Source organism: Bacillus sp. A1, from assembly GCF_042296235.1.
GTDB lineage: Bacteria > Bacillota > Bacilli > Bacillales > Bacillaceae > Bacillus > Bacillus velezensis.
The window spans coordinates 2398076-2423537 of the sequence record NZ_CP141181.1 but is presented as its reverse complement, the minus strand read 5'-3'; the positions used below and the strand labels follow the sequence as shown (position 1 = coordinate 2423537).

4 protein-coding genes are annotated in these 25462 nt (G+C 50.5%); all 4 read left to right on the top strand.

Annotation, left to right across the window (positions count from 1 at the left end; all coding sequences use genetic code 11):
- Positions 1 to 7: 7 nt before the first annotated feature.
- From U2H13_RS11670 to U2H13_RS11655, 4 genes are read left to right on the top strand one after another with little or no spacing between them, the layout of a single operon-like run.
- Entirely contained in the window at positions 8 to 745 is a 738-nt protein-coding gene (locus U2H13_RS11670) for an SDR family oxidoreductase (RefSeq protein ID WP_029973905.1), read from the top strand.
- Between the two features lie 39 nt (positions 746 to 784).
- Positions 785 to 13378, top strand: coding sequence for an SDR family NAD(P)-dependent oxidoreductase (locus U2H13_RS11665; protein ID WP_376700470.1), 12594 nt, complete (start codon positions 785 to 787; stop codon positions 13376 to 13378).
- Between the two features lie 18 nt (positions 13379 to 13396).
- The gene (locus U2H13_RS11660; RefSeq protein ID WP_376700469.1) at positions 13397 to 19693 is read left to right on the top strand and encodes a beta-ketoacyl synthase N-terminal-like domain-containing protein; all 6297 of its coding nucleotides are present in this window, start codon (positions 13397 to 13399) and stop codon (positions 19691 to 19693) included.
- 39 nt (positions 19694 to 19732) lie between these two features.
- Positions 19733 to 25459, top strand: a complete 5727-nt coding sequence (locus U2H13_RS11655; protein ID WP_376700468.1) for a type I polyketide synthase — start codon at positions 19733 to 19735, stop codon at positions 25457 to 25459.
- Positions 25460 to 25462: the final 3 nt, after the last annotated feature.

Here is a 25462-nt window from a genome sequence, read left to right as displayed (position 1 = left end):
GGCAAATATGAATAACGGAAAAGTAGCGGTCGTCAGCGGAGGAAGCCGGGGGCTGGGAAAAGCGATTGTACAGACGCTTTTGGATGAGGATTACAAAGTAGCCGCTTTCAGCCGCAGTGAATCTGATTTTATTAACACATTGAGAGAGAGTGAAAAGTACCGCGGCCGCTTTTATTGGGAAGCGGCGGATGCGGCGGATGCCGCCGCCATGAAACAGTTTGTTCTTCAAGTATACCGCAAGTTTTCCAGAATAGACGGCTTGGTCAATAACGCCGGTTTGAACCTTGATCAGCTTCTGCCCCTGACCAATGATGAAGACATTGACCGCATCCTCAATCTGAATATCGGCTCAGTCATCAAGCTGACCCGAAACGTTTCCCGGGTCATGCTGAAACAAAATTCCGGATCAATCGTTAACATAAGCTCCATTATCGGCTCAAGAGGATTTAAAGGCACTTCAGTCTACAGCGCATCCAAAGCGGCTCTTGACGGCTTGACGCGAAGCCTGGCCAGGGAGCTCGGGTCTAAAGGAATCCGTGTCAATTCACTTGCGCCCGGTTTTGTGGACACCGATATGACGAAAAATATGCCGGAAAAACAAAAATCGCAGATTATCAGAAGGACGCCGATGGGACGTTTAGGCGAAACAGACGATATGACCGGACTCGTTCGTTTCCTGCTTTCTCCTGAATCGTCCTTTATGACCGGACAGACAATGGCGATAGACGGCGGATTAACTTGTTAAAGCACAGAAAAATTCTTTTGTACAAGGGATGGTATCCTCATGAAATGTATTAACGAATTTTTAAGAACGGTAATAGCGGAAAAGCTGGGTGCCGAGGTGACCGAAGCAGAAGATAAAACCGCTTTTTTTACTCTTGGCGTGACGTCTCTCATCAGTGAAGAAATCATGACCATATTGCATAAAGAATTTACCGGCCTTTCTGAAACGCTGCTGTTTGAATATCCGAACATTGAGAAATTGAGTGAGTTTTTAAGTGCGCAGAAACGAAATCCCGAAAGCGTTCTTGAATTCAAAGAAACGGAGCCTGATACGGGAAGCCGGCAGGAAGAAGTGCTTCCTGTACAGGCGGCTGAAAAGGTGCCCGAACCGGGAACGGACAGGAGTTCTGATATTGCGGTTATCGGAATGAGCGGGACGTTTCCGAAAGCGGAAAACCAGCATGATTTTTGGAACAATTTAATGGAAAATAAAGATTGTGTCTCCGAAATCCCTGAGGACAGATGGGACAGCTCTTATTACTCGGAAGAGAAAACGGCAGAATACGCGTCATACAGTAAATGGGGAGGTTTTATTGATCGTCCGGATCGATTTGACCCGCTGTTTTTTTCTGTTTCCCCGTGGGAAGCTGATTTAATGGACCCTCAGCAAAAATTGTATGTCACGTGCTGCTGGGAAGCGATGGAGGATGCCGGTTACGGGAACCCGGCGGCGAGGCCGACGGATCAAATCGGTGTATTCGCCGGAGTGACCTGGAATGAATATTCATTAATTGCACACGAAGAAGGTTTCCTCAAAGATCAGTATAAAGGCCCCGGCTCCTTATATTGGGGCATTCCGAACCGGGTTTCTTATTTCCTTGATCTCCATGGGCCGAGCATCGCTGTTGATACGGCGTGTTCTTCATCGCTTGTCGCCGTCCATCAGGCTTGTCAGGCCATTATGTCGGGCGACTGTGAAATGGCGCTTGCCGGAGGCGTCAACCTCAGCTTACATCCGCAAAAATACATGTTTTTAAGCCAATCGCATTTTCTGTCTTCTGAAGGAAAATGCCGCAGTTTCGGTGAAGGCGGAGACGGTTACGTGCCCGGTGAAGGCGCGGGAGCCGTTTTGTTAAAACCATTGAAAAAAGCGATTGCGGACAACGACCACATCTACGGTGTCATTAAGGGGTCCGCCACTAACCACGGCGGCAAAACGACCGGGTATACGGTGCCGAATCCGGAAGCGCACCGGGACCTGATTTTATCCGCTATAAACAGAGCCGCGGTAAGTCCGGCGGATATCAGCTACATTGAAGCTCACGGTACCGGCACGGCACTCGGCGATCCGATTGAGATACGCGGTCTGTCTATGGCATTTGAGAAACAGGCCGATGAGAACAATGACTGCGGAATCGGCTCGGTGAAATCCAATATCGGACATTTGGAAGCGGCTGCAGGGATCGCCGGTTTAATCAAGGTGCTTTTAAGCATGAAACATGAAACGCTTCCCGCCAGTCTGCACGCCGAGGAACTGAACCGCAAGATTACTTTTTCTGATTCGCCATTTTATGTTGTCCGAAACAACCGTCCGTGGCCGGCTGAAGGAGATAAACCGAGAATCGCCGCAATCAGTTCGTTCGGCGCAGGAGGCTCTAATGCCCATCTGATCGTAGGTGCTTATCAGCCAAAACGGCAAGCGGACGGGAATACTGAGCAAAAACCGCATGCCGTCGTACTAAGCGCACATTCCGAACAGCAGCTGAAAGAATATGCCGGGAAATTGAGCTCCTTTCTTGCCCGATTGGAAAACTCGCCTTCTGCCGGCGGATACAGCCTGGAAAATATCGCTGCCACCCTATTGTCAGGCAGAGAGCCTTTCTCCTTCCGGCTTGCGGTAATCGCATCATCTCTTTCTGAGCTGAAACAGCGATTGGACGGATTTGTGAGCGGTCACAGCGGCGGCAGGCATATTTACTTCGGAAAAGCGTCACCCGGGCGGCCGGACGTTTCTGGCCAATCCGTTTCAGATCCTGAAAAATTTGCCGCGCTGTGGGTGAAAGGCTTTCAAGGTTGCAAAAAGCCGGAAACGCCGTATCAGAAAGTTCCGCTTCCTACGTATCCGTTTTTAAAGGAAACGTCTTGGCTGACCGATCAAAAAAAGCGGTATACAAAAAAGCCCCAAAATACCAAAAGGCGTGAAGCGCTGCATCCTCTGCTAGATGAGAATGTTTCATCCGCCCGGAAAGGGACGTTTCAAAAGATATTTTCCAAGGATGAATATTTCTTTAAAGATCATTTAGTGAACGAAAAATACGTGCTCCCCGGAGTCTGTCATCTGGAAATGGCGGCATACGGCGCGGCATTGTGGGGAGAACGCCCGGCCGTCTCTCTCCAAAATGTGTGGTACATGGAGCCGATTGTGACAGGTACAGACCTAAGATCCGTCATGATAGAGTTTGAAGCGGAAAAAGAGCGTATAAGCTATGTCATTAAAGAAAAAGGAGCGGACGGCATCCTCTTTTCGCAAGGAGAAGTGATTTGTAAAGAAAAAGGAGCGTCTTTTGAGGCCCCGGCTTTTCAGCTCCCGGCGCCATTTGCGCAGAGAACGGAGCCGAAAGACATCTATCACTCGTTCTCTGAGGCGGGAATCGTGCAAAAGGACAGTTTTCAGGTCATCCGCGAATTCTCTTATACAGAAAGGAAAGCACTGGCCAAATTAACGCTCCCGTCACACTTGGAAGCCGATTTTAAACAGTACATCCTACATCCGTCCTTAATGGATGGCGCTGTTCAAACTGCAATGGCGCATGTGCTGCAATTTCAAAAAGAGCCTGCGCTTATCGTACCGTTTTCCTTCGGAGAAATACAGCTGCTTGAACCGTTAGCGAAAACCGTATTTGTGCATGCGGAGGTAAAAGCGGCCTCCGTTCACCAATTTGATCTGCATATTTGTGATGAGCGCGGCGCGCTGTTGGCGGCAGTGAAAGATTTTATCATAAAAGAGGTGCAGGAAAGCGCCGGGTTTAACCAAAAAGCCGGCGTCACGCCGAAGAAAAGCCGTGAAACGGAATTGCTTATGACACCGGTTTGGAACACCGTCACCATTCCGGAAACCGGCATGCCTTTCATGCGTGAAGAAAAAATAATCGTCATCGGGGCCGGGCCGGATGTTCAGCAGGCTTTGAAAGAGATGTATTCCGATGTCCGTTTTCCGGACATCACTTCTTTGGACAGCGCGGAACAAATGGCTGAAACACTGAAAGCGCAAGGCTCTTTTCAACACATGATATGGGCGGCGCCGGATCATCCCATTCCATCCGTTTATGATGCGGATACGGCCGAGGGACAGGAGCACGGGGTCATGCAGCTTTTCCGGCTGGTAAAAGCGCTTCTGCTTCTGAATTTTGACACGGAACAACTATCATTGACAATCTGCACGTTTCAAGCACAGCCGATTCATGAACATGATGAGGTCAATCCGAGTCATGCAAGCATACACGGATTAGCGGGGTCGCTCGCAAAAGAATACACCAATTGGAGCATCCGGCTTCTTGATTTGGAATCTCAAAGGGGAGACCGGCATCTTCCTGATGTCTTCTCTTTACCGGCGGACCCCGAGGGAAATCCGTGGGTCTTTCGCGCAGGTCAGTGGCACCGACAGCAATTGGCCGTCTGCCGGCCTCATGCAGATGAGCCTTCATTATACCGGCACGGCGGGGTTTATGTGATTATCGGCGGAGCAGGCGGAATAGGAGAAGTATGGACTGAATATATGATTCAGACCTATCAGGCGAAAATTGTCTGGATCGGGAGACGGAAAAAAGATACACAGATTGAAAGAAAGCTGAAAAGACTTGCAGCTTTAGGTCCCGCACCGCAATATTTCAGCACGGATGCTGCGGATTTTGACTCTCTCAAACGGGCGTATGACACCATTGTGAAGGAAAATGGAAAGGTCCGCGGAATCATTCATTCCGCCATCGTGTTATCAGACCGAAGTTTTGCCAATATGGAAGAGGATCAGTTCCGCGCTTCACTTTCTGCAAAAACTGATGTGAGCTTGCAGATTGCCCGGGTAGCTGAAGGGGAACCCCTGGATTTCTTGCTGTTTTTCTCTTCGATGATGTCGTTTCAAAAAGCGCCGGGACAGAGCAATTATGCCGCCGGGTGCACGTTTAAAGACGCTTTTGCTAAGCGGATCTCACAGAAAGCGCCGTATGCCGTAAAAGTTGTCAATTGGGGTTTTTGGGGAAGTGTCGGCGTCGTGGCTTCAGAACAATACCGGAAACGAATGGAGCGGGACGGAATCGCTTCTATTGAGGCGCCCGAAGCGATGAAAACGCTGGAAACCCTGCTTTCCGGACCTCATGACCAGCTGGCGCTGATTAAAACGACAGATCCGCTTTTTATGAAGGACGATCTGAAAGAACAAGTAACGGTTTATCCGGAAAAGATTCCTTCCGCACTCGGACAATTAGCGGTTAACATCACGCAGAATGACGAAGCTGAGCGGTTAAAAGCATCAAGTGTCATGAGCTGCATGAGAGATATGGAATCCCTTATTGAAAAAATGCTTGTATCAACCCTTTATGAGATGGGAGCCGGGCTTGACCAGGCTTTGCCGTTATTTCAATCGGCTGCCGGCATAACGGAACAATACAGCAGATGGCTGAAAGAGAGCTTTGTCCTCCTGAATACATTAGCGCTTGCTCCGGAAAAAACGGATTTAGGGCAGGTGTGGGAGGAATGGGAGCGGAAAAAAGAGACTTGGCTGCGCCAGAAAGACATGAGGGCGCATGTCAGATTGGCGGAAGAGACATTGCGTGTGCTTCCAGACATTTTAACCGGTAAGCTTCCGGCAACGGAAGTGATGTTCCCTGACTCCTCCTTCCGTCTTGTGGAAGGCATTTACCGCAATAATATCATTTCTGATTTTTTCAATGACAAGCTTGCTGACACATTGATTGCAGTTCTGCGGGAACGTCTGGAAAAAGACCCGCAGGCGAAAATCCGCATCTTAGAAATCGGAGCCGGAACGGGCGGGACGAGCGCCGTGGTCATGAGAAAATTGAAACCGTATGAAGCGCATATTGCCGAATATTGTTTCACGGATATTTCTAAAGCATTTCTTTTACATGCAGAAGACATATTCGGTCCGGAATATCCTTATGTCACTTATAAAATATTCAACGCTGAGCAGCCGGTATCAACAGAAGCGCCGGACATCGGCACGTATGACGCAGTGATCGCGACCAATGTGCTTCATGCGACAAAAAATATCCGCTCTGCGCTGCGCCATGCGAAAGCAATGCTGCAAAAAAACGGCCAGCTGTTTATAAATGAGATCAACAGCCGCACCATATTCAACCATGTGACGTTCGGCCTTCTTGAAGGCTGGTGGCTGTATGAGGATCATGATTTACGGATTCCGGGCTGTCCGGGGGTTGAGCCGGCCGGCTGGGCGGAAGCGCTTTCGCTTGAAGGGTTCGTCCATCCTCTGTTTCCAGCTGAAGCCGCACACGACTTAGGCCAGCAGATTATAGCGGCTGAAAGTGACGGAACGGTCAGGCTTGCCCTCCCGCAGGCGTCAGAAGAGAAGCCGGAGCGCCGTCCGTATGACGCAGATGGTCTTTCGGATGATACTTTGCATTTCAGCCTGAGAGAAAAAAGCGTTGAACTGATGAAGAAGGTAATCGGTGAAGCGCTTAAAGTGCCGGCGCATCGTCTTTTATCCCATGAACCTTTAACCGCATACGGATTGGATTCCATACTGGTCGTCAGACTGACCAACGCGTTAAAAGACGTCTTCGGTTCTGTCAGCAGCACTTTGTTTTTTGAATATCAAACCATTGATGAGCTTGCTGATTACTTTCTGTCTTCCCGTAAAGAAGCGCTCGAGCGGCAATTCGGGAATGGACCGGCTCATCCCGAAAACGCCGGACGGGTGCAGGCTCCCGCAGAAAGCGCCGCGCCGATTCCAAACGTAAGAGAACGGGGCATCACATATCTGACGGAATTAATAGGAAAAACGCTGAAGATTCCGAGCGGGAGAATGGATCCGTCGGTTTCCTTAACCGCATACGGTTTGGATTCTATTCTGGTCGTCAGGCTCACGAATGCTTTTCGTAACGTATTTGACCAAATGACCAGCACCCTCTTTTTTGAATATCAGACGATAGAAGAAATCGCGGATTACCTGCTTCTTTCTCAGCGGGGAGCATTTATGAAAGCGATGGGTGTGCGTGAGGAGCAGCTGTCTGATCACACAGATAACCTGAATGTAAAACAAAACAAGATTCCTCAAAACGAGGAAGGCAGCAGGACGAACGGAGATCCCTCTATCCAGGATATCGCTGTCATCGGTCTGTCAGGCCGGTATCCGGGCGCCGATCACGTTGATGAGCTGTGGGAAAATGTAAAAGCCGGCAGGCATTCTATTACTGAAGTGCCGAAAGATCGCTGGGACTGGAAAACGTTTTATAACGAGGAACGCGGAAAATGGGGGTCCATTTATTCAAAATGGGGCGGTTTTCTCGATGACATTGATACATTTGATCCGCTGTTTTTCCGTATATCTCCCGCGGAAGCTGAAAGGATGGATCCGCAGGAAAGGTTGTTTCTGCAGACTGCTTATTCAAGCATTGAAGATGCGGGGTACACCCCGGCCACGCTTTGTGACAGCCGGAAAATCGGAGTCTTTGCCGGTGTGATGAACAGCAATTACCCGACAGTTCCCAGCGACTGGTCTATCGCAAACAGAGTATCGTTTTTGTTCAATTTCCAAGGGCCGAGTATGGCTGTGGATACAGCCTGCTCTTCTTCTTTAACAGCTGTCCATCTCGCCGCAGAAAGCCTGCGGAGCGGAATGAGTGAAACAGCGATTGCCGGCGGAGTCAATCTTATCGTTGATCCGGCTCACTATGAGCGGCTGTCCGCTTTTTCAATGCTGTCTCCCGGTGATAAATGCAAATCTTTCGGAGACAGGGCGGACGGTTTTGTTGACGGTGAAGGAGTAGGGGCGATTGTGTTAAAGCCGCTTGCTCAAGCGGAGAAAGACGGCGATCATATTTACGGCGTTATCAAAGGAAGCATGCTGAACGCAGCAGGCAGGACAAACGCTTATATGGTGCCGAATCCGAAAGCGCAGTTTGATCTGATCGCAGAGACATTGAAACGGACAGACATTCACCCGAGAACGGTCAGTTACTTGGAAGCCCACGGAACGGGCACTGCGCTCGGTGATCCGATTGAAATCGACGGGTTAACGAAAGCTTTTCGCCTGACAACAGAAGACCGGCAGTTTTGTTCCATCGGTTCAATTAAATCAAATATCGGACATTTAGAAAGCGCTGCCGGGATTGCGGGAATCACCAAACTGCTTCTCCAATTGAAACATAAGAGGATTGCCCCTTCATTGCATGCGGCGGAATTGAATCCGAATATTGAGTTTGAGCACACTCCGTTTTTCGTACAGCAAAAAGAAACGGAATGGAAACGACCTGTCTTGAATATCACGGGTGAAATGAAAGAATATCCGAGAATTGCCGGTATTTCCTCATTTGGAGCAGGAGGTTCAAACGCGCATGTCATCATTCAGGAATATGTGCCGTCTGACAGCCTGAAACCAATGGAAAACGCGTCTGTTTCTCCGCAAAAACCGGCTGTTATTATTTTATCAGCACGAAATGAGCAGCAATTGAAAGAGCGCGCCCGCCAGCTTCTGGATGATGTCATAAGAAAAAAACGTTCTGACGGGGATTTGGCCAAGATCGCTTACACGCTTCAGGCGGGAAGAGAACCGATGGCTGAGCGGCTTGCATTTACGGCCGAGTCGATAGAAGAACTGAAAATGAAGCTTATGAGCTCCTCAAACGATTATAATATCGACCATGCTCATATCTGGCGGGGCAGGACAGCCAAACATCATTCATTGGCGGCTTCGCTCACTTCTGATGAAGATATGGCGCTTACCATAAATGCCTGGCTGAAAAAAGGGAAATACGGAAAGCTGCTTGACCTTTGGGTTAAAGGACTTGACGTCGATTGGTCAGCTCTTTATCAGCGCAACCCGGGCCGCATCAGTCTCCCGGCTTACCCTTTTGCCAAAGACCGATATTGGGTCACAAAAGCTGATGTGTCACTTGACAAAACAGGCTCAGCGGAAAGTGAGAAAGCGGCCAGACTTCACCCGCTGCTCCACGCGAATACATCGACCTTTACCGCCCAGCGCTTTACTTCTGTTTTTTCAGGGCGTGAACCGTTTTTTGCCGATCACATCGTCAATGGAAAACCGGTGCTTCCGGGCGCGGCTGCTTTAGAAATGGCCCGGGCCGCCGTTACGCTTGCCGCTGAAGACTTGCCGGGCGGGAAAGCGGGTGTCCGGCTCAAACAGATCGTTTGGCTCCGTCCGGTGACGGCGCTTTCTGAAGGAGTGACCCTTCATGTAAAGCTTCAGCCGGAAGAAAACGGAGACATCGCTTTTGAAGCGTATGCCGAAGGGGAAGAGCCGCTTGTCTTTTTCCAGGGAAAGGCCGTGCTCGAAGAGACGGAGCGTGCTCCTGTACTCGATGTGGAAGCGGTTCAGGCGCGCTGCGGCGGCCGGCGTATGTCAAAGGCTGAGTGCTATGAAGCATTCGACAGTCTCGGCATCACCTACGGACCGTCTCATCAGGCGCTTGACGCCGTCTATGCCGGAAGCGGAGAAGTGCTCGCGAAGCTCACTCTTCCGCCGTCCGCCCGCGAAGAAAAGGAGCCGTTCATCCTGCATCCGAGCATGCTGGACGCCGCCCTTCAGGCTTCTATCGGTCTCGTGCTCTCAGACGGTTCCGCGTCCGGACGGCCGTTTCTGCCGTTTGCCCTCCGGGATATGCAGGTGTTTTCTGCATGCCGTGAGACGATGTGGGCGGTGCTTTCCTCAGCGGACGGCGCCTATCATATTGAGCTGTGTGATGAAAACGGCGAGGTATGCGTCCGATTGACGGGGCTCACCGCCCGTTTTCTGGAAGAGGAAACGGAGGGAAAACCGCTCTTGCTTCAGCCAAAGTGGCAGGAATCACCGCCGGATGAAGGCGGCGGACAAGAAGAGTCTTTCAGATACGTGACGCTGTATGGCGGAATGAACGCTGAAGACATAAGCGGCGCAGTATGTGCGGCTGACGGCGAAGGTCCGATTGAAGACCGTTATGACGCCTGCGCGGCGGAGCTGTCAGCGATCGTCAAGCGTCTTATCAAAGAAAAACAGAAGGGAAAAACGCTGATCCAGCTTCTTGTCCCCGACAGGGGGGAAGACAATGTATTGGCGGGGCTGGCCGCTTTTCTGAAAACGGCTCACCTTGAACATCCGAAGCTGTACGGCCAAGTCATCCAAGCCGATCCGGACGAGTCAGCATCATCGCTTCTTGCCAAGCTGAAAGAAAACCGGGCGCATCCTGAACAAGCGGAAATCCGTTATGAAGGCGGCAAACGTTTCGTCAGAAACTGGCGTCACCTGCCTGCGCTTCAAAGCGGCGCCGTTCCGTGGAAAGACGAAGGGGTTTACCTCCTTACCGGGGGAGCGGGCGGCATCGGGCTGATTTTCGCTGAAGAAATAGCCTCCCGCGTCAAAAATGCCGTCCTCGTATTAACGGGGAGGGCGGAAGCGCTAGATGAAGAGCGCTCCGCCCGCTTACGGCGCTTGGAAGCGACGGGTGCCCGCGTACTGTATCAACCGGTTGATGTGACAGACAGGGCGGCGGTCATCGCCCTCATCCGCGGCATACAGGAGGAGCACGGAACACTCGACGGGATCATTCACGGCGCAGGCGTGATCGCCGACAATTACATTCTGAACCAGACAGAAAACGAACGGAAGACCGTCATGGCGCCGAAAGTGAAAGGGCTTATCAATCTTGATGAAGCAGCGAAAGATGTGCGGCTGGACTTTTTCATTCTGTTTTCTTCCTTGGCGGGAGGCATGGGAAATCCGGGGCAGGCCGGTTATGCGGCAGCCAACGCATTTATGGATGTTTATGCAGCCCGTCGAAATCGTCTCGTGCGGGACAACAAGCGGAGCGGGCAGACCCTGTCCGTCAACTGGCCGCTTTGGGAAGAAGGCGGTATGCGCGTGGACAAAGAGACAGAAAGGCTGATGTATGAACAGACCGGAATGAAAGCCATGCGATCGGCTTCAGGCATCCAGGCGCTTTACGCCGCTTTTGCCTCCGGAGAACACCAGGTCATGGTGGCAGAAGGCGACGAGAAACGGATTCGAAAAAACCTGATGCCTGAAGCGTCAGAACCGTCCCATAGCATTCATGTGTCAAGGAAGACGCACGTCCATCTGCCAAATAAAGTACAAGCGGAACTCAAACATATGATATCAGGCATTCTGAAGGTGAAAGAAGAAGAAATAGATGCTGAATCAGAGATGAGAGATTATGGCTTTGATTCGGTTTCATTCACGCAGTTTGCAAATGAACTAAATAAAATGTATGGGCTTGAACTGACGCCGGCCGTGTTTTTTGAATACCCGACAGTCTTTAGTTTTGCCCAATACTTGCTGACGGAACATCCGGATACATTCGGCTCACAGGAAGAAACAGAAACGGAGAAACCGGTTGAGCATAAAAAAATGAAGACGGAGCCATTCTCGATTCCGTCCCGCCTTCCTAAAACAAAAACCGCAGCTGCACCTGAAGAGCCCGTGGCGATAATCGGAATCAGCTGTGCATTTCCAATGGCTGAAAATCCGGAAATGTTTTGGGAGAATTTAGCCGGAGAAAAAGACTGCATTTCTGAAATACCGCCGGAGCGCTGGGACTGGAGACAGTATTACGGAGATCCGCAGAAAGATAAAAATGCGAGCAATGTAAAGTGGGGCGGCTTCATTGATGAAACCGCTCAATTTGATCCTTTATTCTTCGGTATTTCTCCGCATGAAGCCGAAATGATGGATCCTCAGCAAAGACTTTTAATGATGCATGTATGGAAAGCGATTGAAGATGCCGGCTGCTCTGCCAAAAGCCTGTCAGGTACAAATACAGGCATTTTTGCAGGCACGGCAAACAGCGGTTACGCCCAGGAAGCTTCAAAGTTCCATATAGAGATTGAGGGTTCTTCCGCCGCCGGGACGGTTCCGTCAATCGGTCCGAACCGCATGAGCTATTTTCTGAATATACATGGGCCGAGCGAACCGATTGAAACCGCCTGTTCAAGCTCATTGGTCGCTGTCCACCGTGCGGTCAGGGCAATTCAGGCCGGAGACTGCGGCATCGCGATTGCAGGAGGCGTCAATGCTATTGTGTCGCCGGATATGCATATCAGCTTTAATAAAGCGGGAATGCTCAGTGAAGACGGGCGCTGCAAAACATTTTCCGATCAAGCGGACGGGTATGTCAGAGCTGAAGGTGCCGGCATGATTGTTTTGAAAACATTATCCGATGCGGAACGTGACGGCGACCGTATTTATGCCGTTATCCGCGGAACGGCGGAAAATCATGGCGGAAGGGCTGCTTCCCTTACATCGCCGAATCCGAAAGCACAGACAGAAGTCATGATAAAAGCGTATCAGCAAGCGAACATCGACCCCCATACAGTGAGTTATATTGAAGCCCACGGCACGGGAACGGCGCTCGGAGATCCGATAGAAATCAACGGACTCAAAGCGGCTTTTGCAGCGCTTTATCAGAAAGCCGGAGTAACGGCACCCGAGCAGCCTCATTGCGGCCTCGGTTCCGTCAAAACGAATATCGGCCACACAGAGCTTGCCGCCGGCATGGCCGGGCTTTTAAAAATTATTTTGCAGATGCAGCACAAAACGCTCGTTAAAAGTCTGCATTGTGAAACCGTTAATCCGTATATCAGCCTAGACGGAAGCCCGTTTTATTTCGTCCGCGACACTCAGCCGTGGAAAGCGGCGACTGATGATAGCGGAAATGAACTGCCGCGGAGAGCGGGTGTCAGCTCGTTCGGATTTGGCGGTGTCAATGCTCATGTCGTGCTCGAAGAATATGTTTCTCCTGTTGAAGAGAAACAATGGACGGCCGGTGAACTTCAGCCGTCCTTATTCATTCTCTCGGCAAAGACGGCGGAACAGCTGAAGGAACGTGCGGAACAGCTGCGCAGATATTTGGAAAAGTCACATTCAGCTGACGGAGCTCTTGCGGATATCGCTTATACGCTTCAGCTTGGCCGGGATGAAATGGAAGAGCGCCTTGCCGTCATTGCTGAAACAAAAGAAGAGCTTACGAACGCGCTGAATGATTTCCTCAGCGGCAAGGAGACGGGGCAGAATTTCTTTACAGGCCGGAACAAAGCGATGAAACAGCTGTTTACAGAGATGACGGACAACGCAGAAATGAGCGGGGCCGTAGATCAATGGATTGAAGCAGGAAAGTATGCAAGGCTTGCAAAATTATGGGTGCAAGGCTTGCATATTGATTGGAGTAAATTATATCCGGACGAAAGACCGAAAAAAGTCAGCCTGCCCGTCTATCCTTTTGCGAAAACACATTGCTGGATACCGCACAGTGCGCAGCATATAAGGCACCGGGAGACTTATGAGACTGATACGTCCCCGCTTGAGACTTATGAGCGCCTGCTTGATGAATTGGAGAAAAACGAAATAAGCATAGAAGCCGCTGTAAAAAGAACGATCGGTTTTTACAGGGATTAGCGTAATGGAGGAAACCATATGAAAGAGTTTCTGCACCGGGTTTTTTCTGACGTCAAAAATAAAAAAATGACAAAACAGGATGCGATCGGCATTTTGCGCGATTATGATATGCGGATGGGACTTCGCCAAGCGGATTCCCTTCATCCGCTTGCTCAGCAGCATATTTCCGATGAAACGGGACAGGGATTCTCGGCAGCTTTCAGCGGCCGGGAATTTTTTCTCGCTGATGTTTCTTTACAGCATAAAAAGCTTATGCCCGGAGAACTTCTTTTGGAAATGGCGAGAGCTGCGGCTGTTTTGACAGTAAAGGAGACTGCGGCTGTCCGGCTGACGCATATCGTGTGGTCAAAGCCCATTTTGACTGAGGCTGAGCCGTTCCATATCGAGATCAGGCTGATACCCGCAGAGGGTGAAGCCAAAAGGTTTGAGATTTATAATCCATTTTCTGCTGATTCCAGTCATTATGATGTGTACAGCCAAGGGACGATTCAGCCAGTTGATGCTGCGCCCGGCATGCTGGATATCAGCCGCTTGAAGGAAAACAGCGGTTCCCTGATGGATAAGCAGCAAATTGAAGCCATCACTCAGAACGATACCGTTCAATACAGTGAGCACATGAAAGGAATTGAGCGTATTTACGCCTCAGCAGGACGGATGCTGGCAGACATAACAATTCCATTGACAGACCAAAAAGAATCCGCCCGATTCGGCCTCCCACCCTGTGTGATGCAAAGTGTGACAGAGGCATGCGCGCTGCTTGGCGGCAAAGAATATAAAACGCTCGCCCCGGTTTCATTGGACGAGCTTTTGTTTTATGAATCTTGTCCTGACAAGGTATGGGCCGAGATACAAGAGAAGGCGGGGAGCTTTTATATTGATTTATGTGACGAAGAAGGAAAAATATGGGCTTCTCTGTCGGGGTTGAAGCTGCAGCCTGTCATCAAGACGGGCGCTTCCGGAAAAACCAATGCCGAACACCGCAGTGAACGTTTGTATGAACAAACGCTTCTTCAGCTCAAAACGCTTTTTGGCCTGACTGCAAAAATTGCTGTTTCCAACATAGATACTGAAGAGCCGCTGGAAACCTACGGAATAAACTCAGTCACTGTGACGAAATTAAACCGCGAATTGTCTCTGCTTTTCGGTGACCTTTCCAAAACGGTTTTTTACGAATATAAGACACTGGGCTCCCTGGCAGCTCACTTTGTCACGGATTATCCGAATGAATGCCGAAAATGGACAAATGATGATGAGCACCGTTCAGGCATATCAGAACAGGTTTTGGCAAATGAAGATTTTCCGGTGCTTCCGTCGTTTATCAAGCGAAAGAAACGGTCTGCTTTTTCCAATGAGAAACAGACAAAAGAAGGGATTGCGATTATCGGAGTCAGCGGACGTTATCCGCAAGCTGAAACACTTGAAGAGTACTGGGATAACTTAGCGGCCGGAAAAGACTGTGTGACCGAAATTCCCGAAGAGCGCTGGGAAAAGGACAAGTACTACAACCCTGATCCCGAAGCGGCCGTGAAAGCAGGGAAAAGTTACAGTAAGCGGGGCGGGTTTCTGAAAGATGCCGCTTTCTTTGATCCGCTGTTTTTTCAAATTTCACCCCGTGATGCTTTGAATATGGACCCGCAGGAGCGTCTCTTTATTGAAATGTGCTGGCAGGTGCTGGAGGATGCCGGTTATACGAAGGAACAGCTTGAGAATCTGTATAACGGCCGGGTCGGCGTTTTTGCTGGCATTACGAAAAACGGGTACGGAATGTACTGGAAAAACGGCGGCACCCTGCAGCCAAAAACGTCGTTCAGTTCAGCGGCCAACAGAGTTTCCTATTTTCTTAATCTGAAAGGGCCGAGCATGCCGGTCGACACGATGTGCTCGTCTTCGCTGACTGCAATTCATGAAGCGTGTGAAAACATCCTTCGCGGCGAATGTGACATGGCGATTGCCGGCGGTGTGAATGTGTATACGCATCCTTCGGCTTATGCGGAGCTCAGCGCCTATCGAATGCTTTCAAAAGACGGAACGTGCAAAAGTTTCGGTGAAGGCGGGGACGGATTTGTTCCCGGGGAAGGCGTCGGGGCCGTGCTGTTAAAGCCGCTGTCAAAAGCGATGGCTGATAAGGACCATATTTACGGGGTGATTCGCGGCACTCATATCAATCACGGCGGCAGAACAAACGGGTATACAGTGCCGAGTCCGAGCGCCCAGGCTGACGTGATTTCCGGCGCGCTTGAAAAATCAGGAATACATCCGCGGATGATCAGCTGTATCGAAGCCCACGGCACGGGCACTGAACTCGGAGATCCGATCGAAATTGACGGTTTGACCCGCGCATTTCAAACGAAAACGTCAGATAAAGGCTTTTGCGCCATCAGCTCAGTTAAATCCAATATCGGGCATTTGGAAGCCGCGGCAGGCATCGCCGGTGTAACAAAACTGCTGCTCCAGTTTCAAAAACGAAAGCTGGCCCCTTCATTACATTGCCGAAAATTGAATCCGAATATTGCATTTGACCGGACGCCGTTTGCGGTGCAGCGTGAATTGGCAGACTGGAAACGGCCGGTCATTGAGGAAAACGGAGCGCAGAAAGAGATTCCGAGAATCGCGGGAATCTCTTCTTTTGGCGCGGGCGGGGCAAATGCCCACATATTGATAGAAGAATATATTGAACCTGATAGGGAGATTTCTGAGCCATTCACAGATGAAGATCCCGCAGTCATTTTATTATCCGCCAAACAGGAGGCCAGCCTGAAGCAGCGGGCGCAGCAGCTTCTTCAAGCGATCAGAAAAAATGACGTCACAGACCGCAGCCTCCGGGATGCGGCTTACACCCTTCAAACCGGAAGAGAAGCGATGGAAGAACGTGCGGCGTTTATTGTGACGTCGACAGAGCAGTTAGCGGAAAAACTGCAGCGTTTTATTGACGGCGGAACAGACGGCTGCTTCAGGGGAAAAAGCAAACAGTATAAAGATATTCTAGCCGTTTTTAAGGATGAAGATATGCAGGAAGCCGTCCGTAAATGGATGAAAAGAAAAAAATTCGCGAAGCTTCTGGAACTTTGGGTAAAAGGGCTGAAGATTGATTGGTCAGAGCTTTATAACGGCAGCCTGCCGCATCGCGTCAGCCTTCCCGGTTATCCATTTATAAAGGATCGTTATTGGCCGGACGATGCAGCGCCGGACAATGTTCGTGATGCTGAAACACATTCTGAAACATTTCGTGAATTCCGCTTTTTACAGAAAAGCTGGGCAGAAAGCAGCCGTGTTCCGGCTAAGGAAGTGCGGGGCGTCATCGGAATAGCCGCTGATCACCAGACAGGAAATTTGGCCGTTGAGCTGTCCCGTTATTTCCCCGAGTCTGAAATCATTGACGCTGCATCACCGGAAATATCCGGGGACGCGGCCCGATTTGGCGGTCTGATTGATGTGACGGGGTGCGGGACGGAAATCAAGCATGAGGACGGCTGGATTCATCGTCTGCAGTCTCTCGTTGACAACAGAAACCGCGGCCGAAAGCTTCAGCTGCTTTGTGTGACAAAGGGGCTTGAACCTTTTGCAAATGAAACGATAAATCTCTCAGGTGCAAAAAAGGCCGGATTGTACCGTATGCTCCAAAGTGAGTATAAGGATATCCGCTCGCGGCATATGGATGCAGAACGGACTGCTGAAGATTCCGAGCTGGCAAACCAGATCGCAGAGGAGTTTTTTCGCGATTCTGCAGACATCGAAGTGTGTTACCGAAACGGTGTGCGCTATCACGCGCGGTTAAAGGAAACAAACAGCTTAGCTGAAAAAGAATTTTCATTTCCGAAAGACCATGTGCTCTGGATCACCGGAGGGACCCGGGGACTCGGATATTTATTCGCCCGGCATTTTGCCGAACGTTACGGAGTCACGAAACTCGTGCTTACCGGAAAAGAAACAATGCCTCCGAAAGCGGAGTGGGATGATCATATCAAACGGAATTCCCCGTTTTCCGATAAAGTGAGAAGAATCAGAGAGCTCGAACAAAAAGGTGTCCGGACGGAAGTGCTGTCTGTATCTTCCGGCCCTGAATATGAGCAGGCCGTCAGCCGGGTGAAAGAGAAGATGGGGCCGATAGGAGGCGTGATACACGCAGCGGGAGCCGTAGATCTCGATCATCCAGCCTTTATCCGCAAAACGAGAGAACAGATGATGCCCGTGCTTGAACCTAAAACAGACGGGCTGGACCTTTTGTATCAAGCGCTGCACAAGGAGCCTCTCCGGTTTTTTGCGCTGTTTTCTTCAGTGTCCGGCGTGATGCCGGAATTAGGAGCGGGACAAAGCGATTATGCCATGGCTAACGCCTATATGGATTATTTTGCGGCCGCAAAAGGTTTTCCGGTGCTGAGCATCCAATGGCCGAGCTGGAAAGAAACGGGTATGGGCGAATCAAAAAGCCGGGCCTATCTGAAAAGCGGTTTAAAGAGCATCACTGACAGAGAAGGGCTGAGTCTGTTTGATGCCGTTATGGCAGGCGATTGCGGATCTGTTATTATGCCGGCCGTCATTCACCCGGAAAAATGGGAGCCCGACCGTCTGATGCTTTCAACCGGCCTTACCGAAACAAAGCAGCATGTACAGGGTGAGACAGAAAGCGTAGAGGAGTGGCTGACGGGCATTTGCTGCCGGGAATTAAGACTGGAGCCGTCAAGATTTGAATCTGATACACCGTTTCAAGATTACGGAGCCGATTCCATCATGCTTGCCCAAGTGTCCAGAGCGATCGGAAAGAGGATCAAAGCTGACCTTGACCCGGCGGTGCTGTATGAATACCCTACGGTTGCTGCGCTGGCGGGATGGCTTGAAACAGCATATCCGGAAATCAAAGATGCCGTTTCAAAACCGGTTCAGCCTGTAATCCCGGACGTTCCCAAACAAACAGCAGCCGCTGTCATTCAGCCTTCTGGCGCTGCAGCGGCGCAAGACATCGCTGTTGTCGGAATGTCCTGCCGTTTTCCTGGAGCTGAATCAATTGAAGCTTATTGGAAGCTGCTGTCTGAAGGAACGTCGGCCATTCAAAGGGTGCCGAAAGAGCGCTGGAAAACGGAGAAGGCGGATTATGCGGGCCTTTTAAAAAATGTAACGCATTTTGACCCGGAGTTTTTCCTTATTCCCGAAGAAGACATCAAGGCAATGGATATCCAGTCCTTTCTTATATTAGAAGAGGCGCTTCATCTGTTCAGAGACAGCGGTTACTCTTTACAAGAAATGAAAGGCAGGTCAGCCGGTGTCTATTTAGGAGGACGCGGCGGCAGTATGCCTGACGAAAACCGTCTGAAGCATGCAAAAAATCCGATAGTCGCCGCCGGCCCGAATTACTTGGCGGCCAATCTTTCTCAGTTTTTTGATTTGAAGGGGCCGAGTCTTGTTTTGGATACGGCCTGTTCTTCAGCGCTTGTCGGTATGAATATGGCGATACAGGCGCTTTCTTGCGGTGAAATCGACTCAGCGGTGGTCGGGGGAGTCAGTCTGCTGGAATCCGGTCAAACCCACCGGATGTTCGAACTTCGCAATCTGTTAAGCGAAGAGCCTGCGTTTCATATTTTTGACCGCCGCACCGGCGGCATCGTATTGGGAGAAGGCGTCGGAATGGTGTATTTAAAAACAGCGGCCCAGGCTGTAAAAGACGGGGACCGGATTCATGCGGTCATTAAAGGCATTTCCGTAAACAATGACGGCAGAACCGCGGGGCCTGCCACACCGAATATACAGGCGCAGAAAGAAGTGATGGCCAAGGCGCTTGCCAAAAGCGGCAGAAAAGCGGAGGATATCAGCTACATTGAAGCAAACGGTTCAGGCTCTGAAGTAACAGACCTTTTGGAACTGAGGGCGATTGAAGCGGTGTACCGTATGCAAAACAGCGCGCCTTGCGAATTGGGGTCGATGAAGCCGAATATCGGACACCCGTTATGCGCTGAAGGGATTGCCGGATTCATTAAAACAGTGCTTATGCTTTCGCGCCGAATGCGTGTGCCTTTCCTTTCGGGCAAAGAGCCGATGACGCATTACGATCTGTCCGCCTCGCCGTTTTATTTTTCGCACGTTCTGCGTGAATGGACGGATTCACCGCGGATTGCCGCCGTCAGCAGCTTCGCTGACGGAGGGACGAATGCCCATGTCATAGTGGAAGCCTGGGAGCAAGAGGCGTATACCCCGGTCAGAAAGCCTTTGCCGAGACAGGAATTAAAACGCCGGCCCATTCGTCCGGACAAAGCCGAAAGCCTGCATGAAAACGCACATAAGTCCCGTCCGAATACGTTTTGGAAACAAATGAAGACTTACTGATTGCGCTGAAAATTGAACGTCGATATGGAGGAAGTTCATATGCAAGAGCAGCTTCTTATTAACAATCAGCATCCCGTTCTGAAACATCATAAAGCCTATGGAAAGGAACTGCTGCCGGGTCTGGCTTATATTGACCTGATCTATCAGACTTTCAGAGAAAACGGTTTTTTTCATGCCGGCCTTGAACTCAGGCACTTATCGATTTTTCACCCTTTAGCTCCTGAACAGGGAGAATCAATCCTGCTTTCCGTTGACTGTACAGAGAACGGCGAAGAGCAGTGGAAGGTGGAGGTGAAAGGGCAAAAACAAGGTGACGAAGCAGCAGAGACAAAGGTATATGCCGCGGCGCAAATGCATTCCGTCAAGCCCGCCGGCTTCCAAGAGAGCGTCCGGATGGATGCCGTAAAACAAACGGCGGCAGAAATACCGCTTGAGGACATTTACGCGGAATGCAGGGATCAAGAACTGGTTCATTCAGGAATGATGAAAGGCTGCGGAAGCGTCTACCAAACTGAAAAAGAGATTTATATTGATCTGTCGGTGCAAAAGGATCAGCTGGAACATGCAGAAGAGGCGATGTTTCATCCCGCATTGATAGATGCGAGCAGCATCGGCTCCAATGTATACCTCGCTCCTTTGACGAGGAAGGAGGGGCAATTATTTCTGCCGCTGTTTTATGAATCGTTTTATTGCGCCGAATTGCTGCAGACAACATGTATCACCAAGATAAAAAAAGAATCCGTCACCCGTAAGAAAGATCTCGTTTACGTGACAATGGAGTTTTTCAATGAGGAAGGCAGAAAAGTCGGCGAACTGAAAAACTTCGCCAATAAACTGGTGAGGGACCCGGAACTGATCAATCAGAAACGGCAAAAGAAAGAACCTGACGGGCGGAATGCCGTCCCGGCTCCGCAAGCGGAACCGGCGCCTTCTGAGCCCCGCCGTGCGGAGGCTTCCGCCGGCCTTACTGAACAGTGCATCCTTTATTTAAAAGAATTGCTTGCCGCCCGATTGAACAAACCTGTGAAAGAGATTGACCCGGATATCGGCTACTATGAAATGGGGCTGGATTCTCCGGGGCTGTTGGACATGGTGAAGGAAATTGAACAAAAAATCGGAACGCAGCTACTGCCGACGCTGTTATTTGAATACACGACAATCGCGGAATTGGCGGGATATTTGTGCGAACATTACGGAGCCGGTTTCGGCCATGCTCAAAGCGGACATTCAAGTGCTGAGCCTTTGCCCCGGGAAAAAAAGAGGACGACCCAAATCCGCGTGAAAAAGTCGGCATCAGCCGGAACGCAGAATGGAGATATTGCGATCGTCGGGATGGCGGGACGGTACCCCGGCGCCAAAAATCTTCGTGAATTTTGGACAAATTTAAAAAATGGAGAAAACAGCGTAACGGAAGTGCCTCGTTCCCGCTGGGATACGAGGACATATGAGCATTTGCGATCGCCGTCCGGCAAGCCGATTTCCAAATGGGGCGGTTTTATAGACGATCCGGATTGTTTTGATGCGAAATTTTTCCGGATTTCTCCGCGGGAGGCAGAAGCTAAAGATCCGCAAGAACGATTGTTTTTGGAAACATGCTGGGAAACGATTGAGGATGCGGGCTACACCCCGGAAACAATCGTTCAGCCGAAAGGGCCGAATAAGAGAATGAACGTCGGTGTGTTTGCCGGGGTGATGCATATGGATTATTCTCTCGCCGGCGCTGAAGCTGCGGCGAAAGGGCTGGTCTTTCCTTATCCCTTGAACTATGCGCCGATCGCAAACCGTGTTTCATATTTTTGCAATTTTCACGGGCCGAGCATGGCGGTTGACACGGTGTGTTCGTCATCTTTGACGGCCGTCCATATGGCGGCGGAAAGTCTGAGACGCGGTGAATGTGAAGCAGCTCTTGCCGGAGGCGTCAATTTATCATTGCACCCGACAAAATATATCACATACGGCTTAATGGATATGCATTCGAGTGACGGGCTGTGCCGCACGTTCGGTGAAGGCGGCACAGGCTATGTCTCAGCTGACGGCATCGGGGCCGTGCTGCTGAAGCCGCTTCACAAAGCCGAAGAAGATAAGGATCATATTTATGCGGTGATAAAAGGCAGCGCCGTCAATCACGTGGGAACCGTCAGCGGGATTACCGTGCCGAGCCCCGTGGCGCAGGGGGATATGATAGCTGAATGTCTTGAAAAGACGGGGATCGATCCCCGGACGATTTCTTATGTGGAAGCGCACGGAACCGGAACTTCTTTAGGAGATCCGATTGAAATACAAGGTCTTGTCAAAGCTTACCGCACGTTTACGGAGGATCGGCAATTTTGTGCGATCGGTTCCGTTAAATCGAATATCGGACATGCGGAATCAGCCGCCGGGATCAGCGGGCTTCATAAAACGGTTTTGCAGCTGTTTCACAAAACGCTTGTCCCTTCTTTGCACTCAGAGACGATTAATCCGTATCTCCGTTTAGAGGACTCGCCATTTTACGTGCAGCAAAAAACCGAGTCATGGAAAAAGCCGGCGTATACAGAGAACGGCAGTGAACATTCCTGTCCGAGACGCGCAGGCATCAGTTCATTCGGGGCGACGGGTTCAAACGTTCATCTCATTTTAGAAGAGTACAGGCCCAAAAACCCCGGCATTACGGAGAATCAAGAGAGACCGTATATCGTGCCTCTATCAGCGAAAAATCCGGAGCGGCTGAAGGAATACGCTGCCCGCCTGCTGATGTTTCTCAAAGATAAAGCGGTTGAAGGAAGCGGGCCGCTTCATGACAAAACAGATACAATGCAAAATCAGCTGGAAAATGTGCTGCGCGGTGCTCTGGCCGAAGTTCTGCATGTAGAGGCCGGCTCGGTAGATGGTGAACAGGATTGGAAGGAATTCGGCTTGGATGTCATGCAGCTGACACAGTTTTCTGAGCGGCTGACGGATCAATACGGGCTGGCAATAGACATGACTGATCTCATACAGCATACTTCCGTCCGGACTTTAGCAGAATGTCTTACAAACGATGAGAAACATAAGGATATTCTTTTCGGTCTTTTCGGCCAGTCCGGTTTAGATAAGCAGCCTGATGAATCTTTTTCCCTGCGGTCACTGGCGTATACGCTGCAAACGGGACGGCTGGCAATGGAAGAACGGCTTGTTTTTTTAGTGAACGATCAAGCGGACCTGATCAGGAAATTAACTGAATTTACAGAACGAAAACGGCAGATTGACGGCAGCTTTCAAGGGCGGTCTGATAGCGGAACGGAAATCAGGGGTTTCCTGAATGATGATCAGGATACGGAGGAGCTGATCCGAAAATGGACGGACAGCGGCACTTACAAAAAACTTGCGGAGCTGTGGTCAAAAGGGTTTGAGATAGACTGGACGCGGCTGTATCAGGAGGAGAAACCGCGCAGGATGAGTCTGCCGACGTATCCGTTTGCAAAGGAACGATATTGGATACCGGAGCCCGATCATCCCGTCACTTCCGTAAATACAGAAAGCAGGCTTCACCCGCTGCTTCACCGCAATACATCAGATTTGTTAGAACAAAAATTCAGTACGATACTGAACGGAGATGAATTCTTCTTAGCCGATCATATCGTCCGAAACAAGCGTGTTCTCCCCGGGGCGGCTTATCTTGAAATGGCGAGAGCCGCGGCTGAACTGGCTGCCGCGCCGTTAGCCGCTGAATACACGGCTAAAACCGGCATTTCGCTGCGGTATATCAGCTGGATACGCCAGGCCGTTCATAAAAAAGAGCCGCTGGGTATGACGACAGGGCTTTCCTTGGAGGATAACGGCAATGTTTCATTTCAAGTGTACAGCAATGAAAATGATTCAGACATTTATTGTGAAGGCAGTGCTGTGATTGAGCCGCTGTCTGAGGCGCCGTTTTTGCATATTGAACAGCTGAAAGCGCGCTGCCGCAAAAAAGTGCTGTCAAAAGAAGACTGCTATGCGGCGTTTGCAAAGGCGGAAATTGTATACGGACCTTCACATCAAGGAATTGATCACATTTATTGCGGGGAAAAAGAAGCCTTGGCTAAATTGGTGCTCCCTGCTTCCGTTTCTGATGAAGCCGAACAGTTTGTGCTCCATCCGAGTCTGATTGATTCCGCTTTTCAGGCGGCCATCGGCGTTATGAATGAAGATAAAGCGGGTTATCCGGAGCAGCCGTTAATGCCTTTTGAATTGCATGAACTGACCGTTTTTCATCCGTGCAGTCCAAACATGTGGGCGGCCGTATTTGTGACGCATGAAACACCGGCCGTGCGAAGAATGGACATTGATATATGTGATGAACGCGGCAATGTGTGTGTAAGAATAAAAGGATTTTCTGCCCGGATGGCCGAAAGTGCGCCGGCCGTAACCGATAATAAGCAATACGATCTGCCGGGTAACCTTACCGGAGCCGTCAAACTGATGCAGGTATGGGACGCGGAACCGATAGACAACCAAACCGGCTTCCCCATTTCTGAAGCAAAAGCTGTCATCATAGGCGGTACAGACGGGCAGGCGGACGCGGTTTTACGATTGTTTCCTAAAGCTGTGCGATTTGATAGCAGCCAAAGTGCTTCCGTTGAAGTGATATCCGATCGGCTCCGCCGTCTCGGTGAGATTCAGCATATGATCTGGTTTGCACCTCAGCCGGCTGATTCTTACATCCATGATCAAAAAAGCGGGGTGCTGCAAATTTTCAGAGCGGCCAAAGCTCTTATCGGTCTCGGGTATGGAAAAGAGCAGCTCGGGATGACGGTGATTACGCACCAAGCACAGCCTATCACCCAATATGATGAGGTGCGTCCCGCTCATTCCAGTGTGCACGGTTTCGTCGGGTCTCTCGCAAAAGAACATCCGAGCTGGCACATCCGTCTGGTCGATCTTGAAGACGGGGGGGATTTCCCCGCAGAAGACATATTCAGCCTGCCCCGCGACCGTACGGGTAAGGCATGGGTGCGCAGACATCAGGAATGGCACCGGCCTCAATTGCTTCCGGTCCAAAGCGGGCCGTCTGAAAGTGTTCCTTACCGATATGGAGGCGTATATGTCATCATCGGCGGTGCGGGAGGCATCGGCGAGGTTTGGACAGATTATATGGTGACGACGTATAAAGCCCGAGTCGTCTGGATCGGGAGGCGGCCGCTGGACAGCCGGATACGCCAAAAAATAGACCGGTACCGGCCATCAGGCCCGGCTCCCGAATATATAGCAGCAGATGCTTCTGATCTTCCATCGCTTCAGCGCGCCTATGAACAGATTAAAAACACATACGGCACCATCAGCGGCGTCGTTCATTCAGCGATGGTATTTGCGAATGAAAGCGTAAAAGATATGGAAGAATCACAGTTTCACGCCGGCCTTGCGGCGAAAGTGGATATTTCCGTCAACATTGCCGAAGTATTTGCGAAAGAGTCTTTGGACTTTATTCTCTTTTTCTCTTCGGTTATTTCATATATTAAGAATCCGAATCAAAGTCATTATGCGGCGGGGTGCGCATTTAAAGACGCATTTGCCCATGAGCTTTCCGGACGGCTGTCATGCCCGGTCAAAGTGATGAACTGGGGGTATTGGGAGCGGGCTGACAATCACATTTCTGAAGAGTTTGACAGACTGAGTGCAATCGGTCTCGGACTGATCAGCCGGGCGGAAGGGATGCAGGCGCTGGAAACTCTGCTGACGCAGCCGATCTCCCGCATGGGGCTGATGAAGCTGACCAAGCCGATTCCGATCGAGGGAATGAACCCTCATGAATTTGTGACTATCTGATTG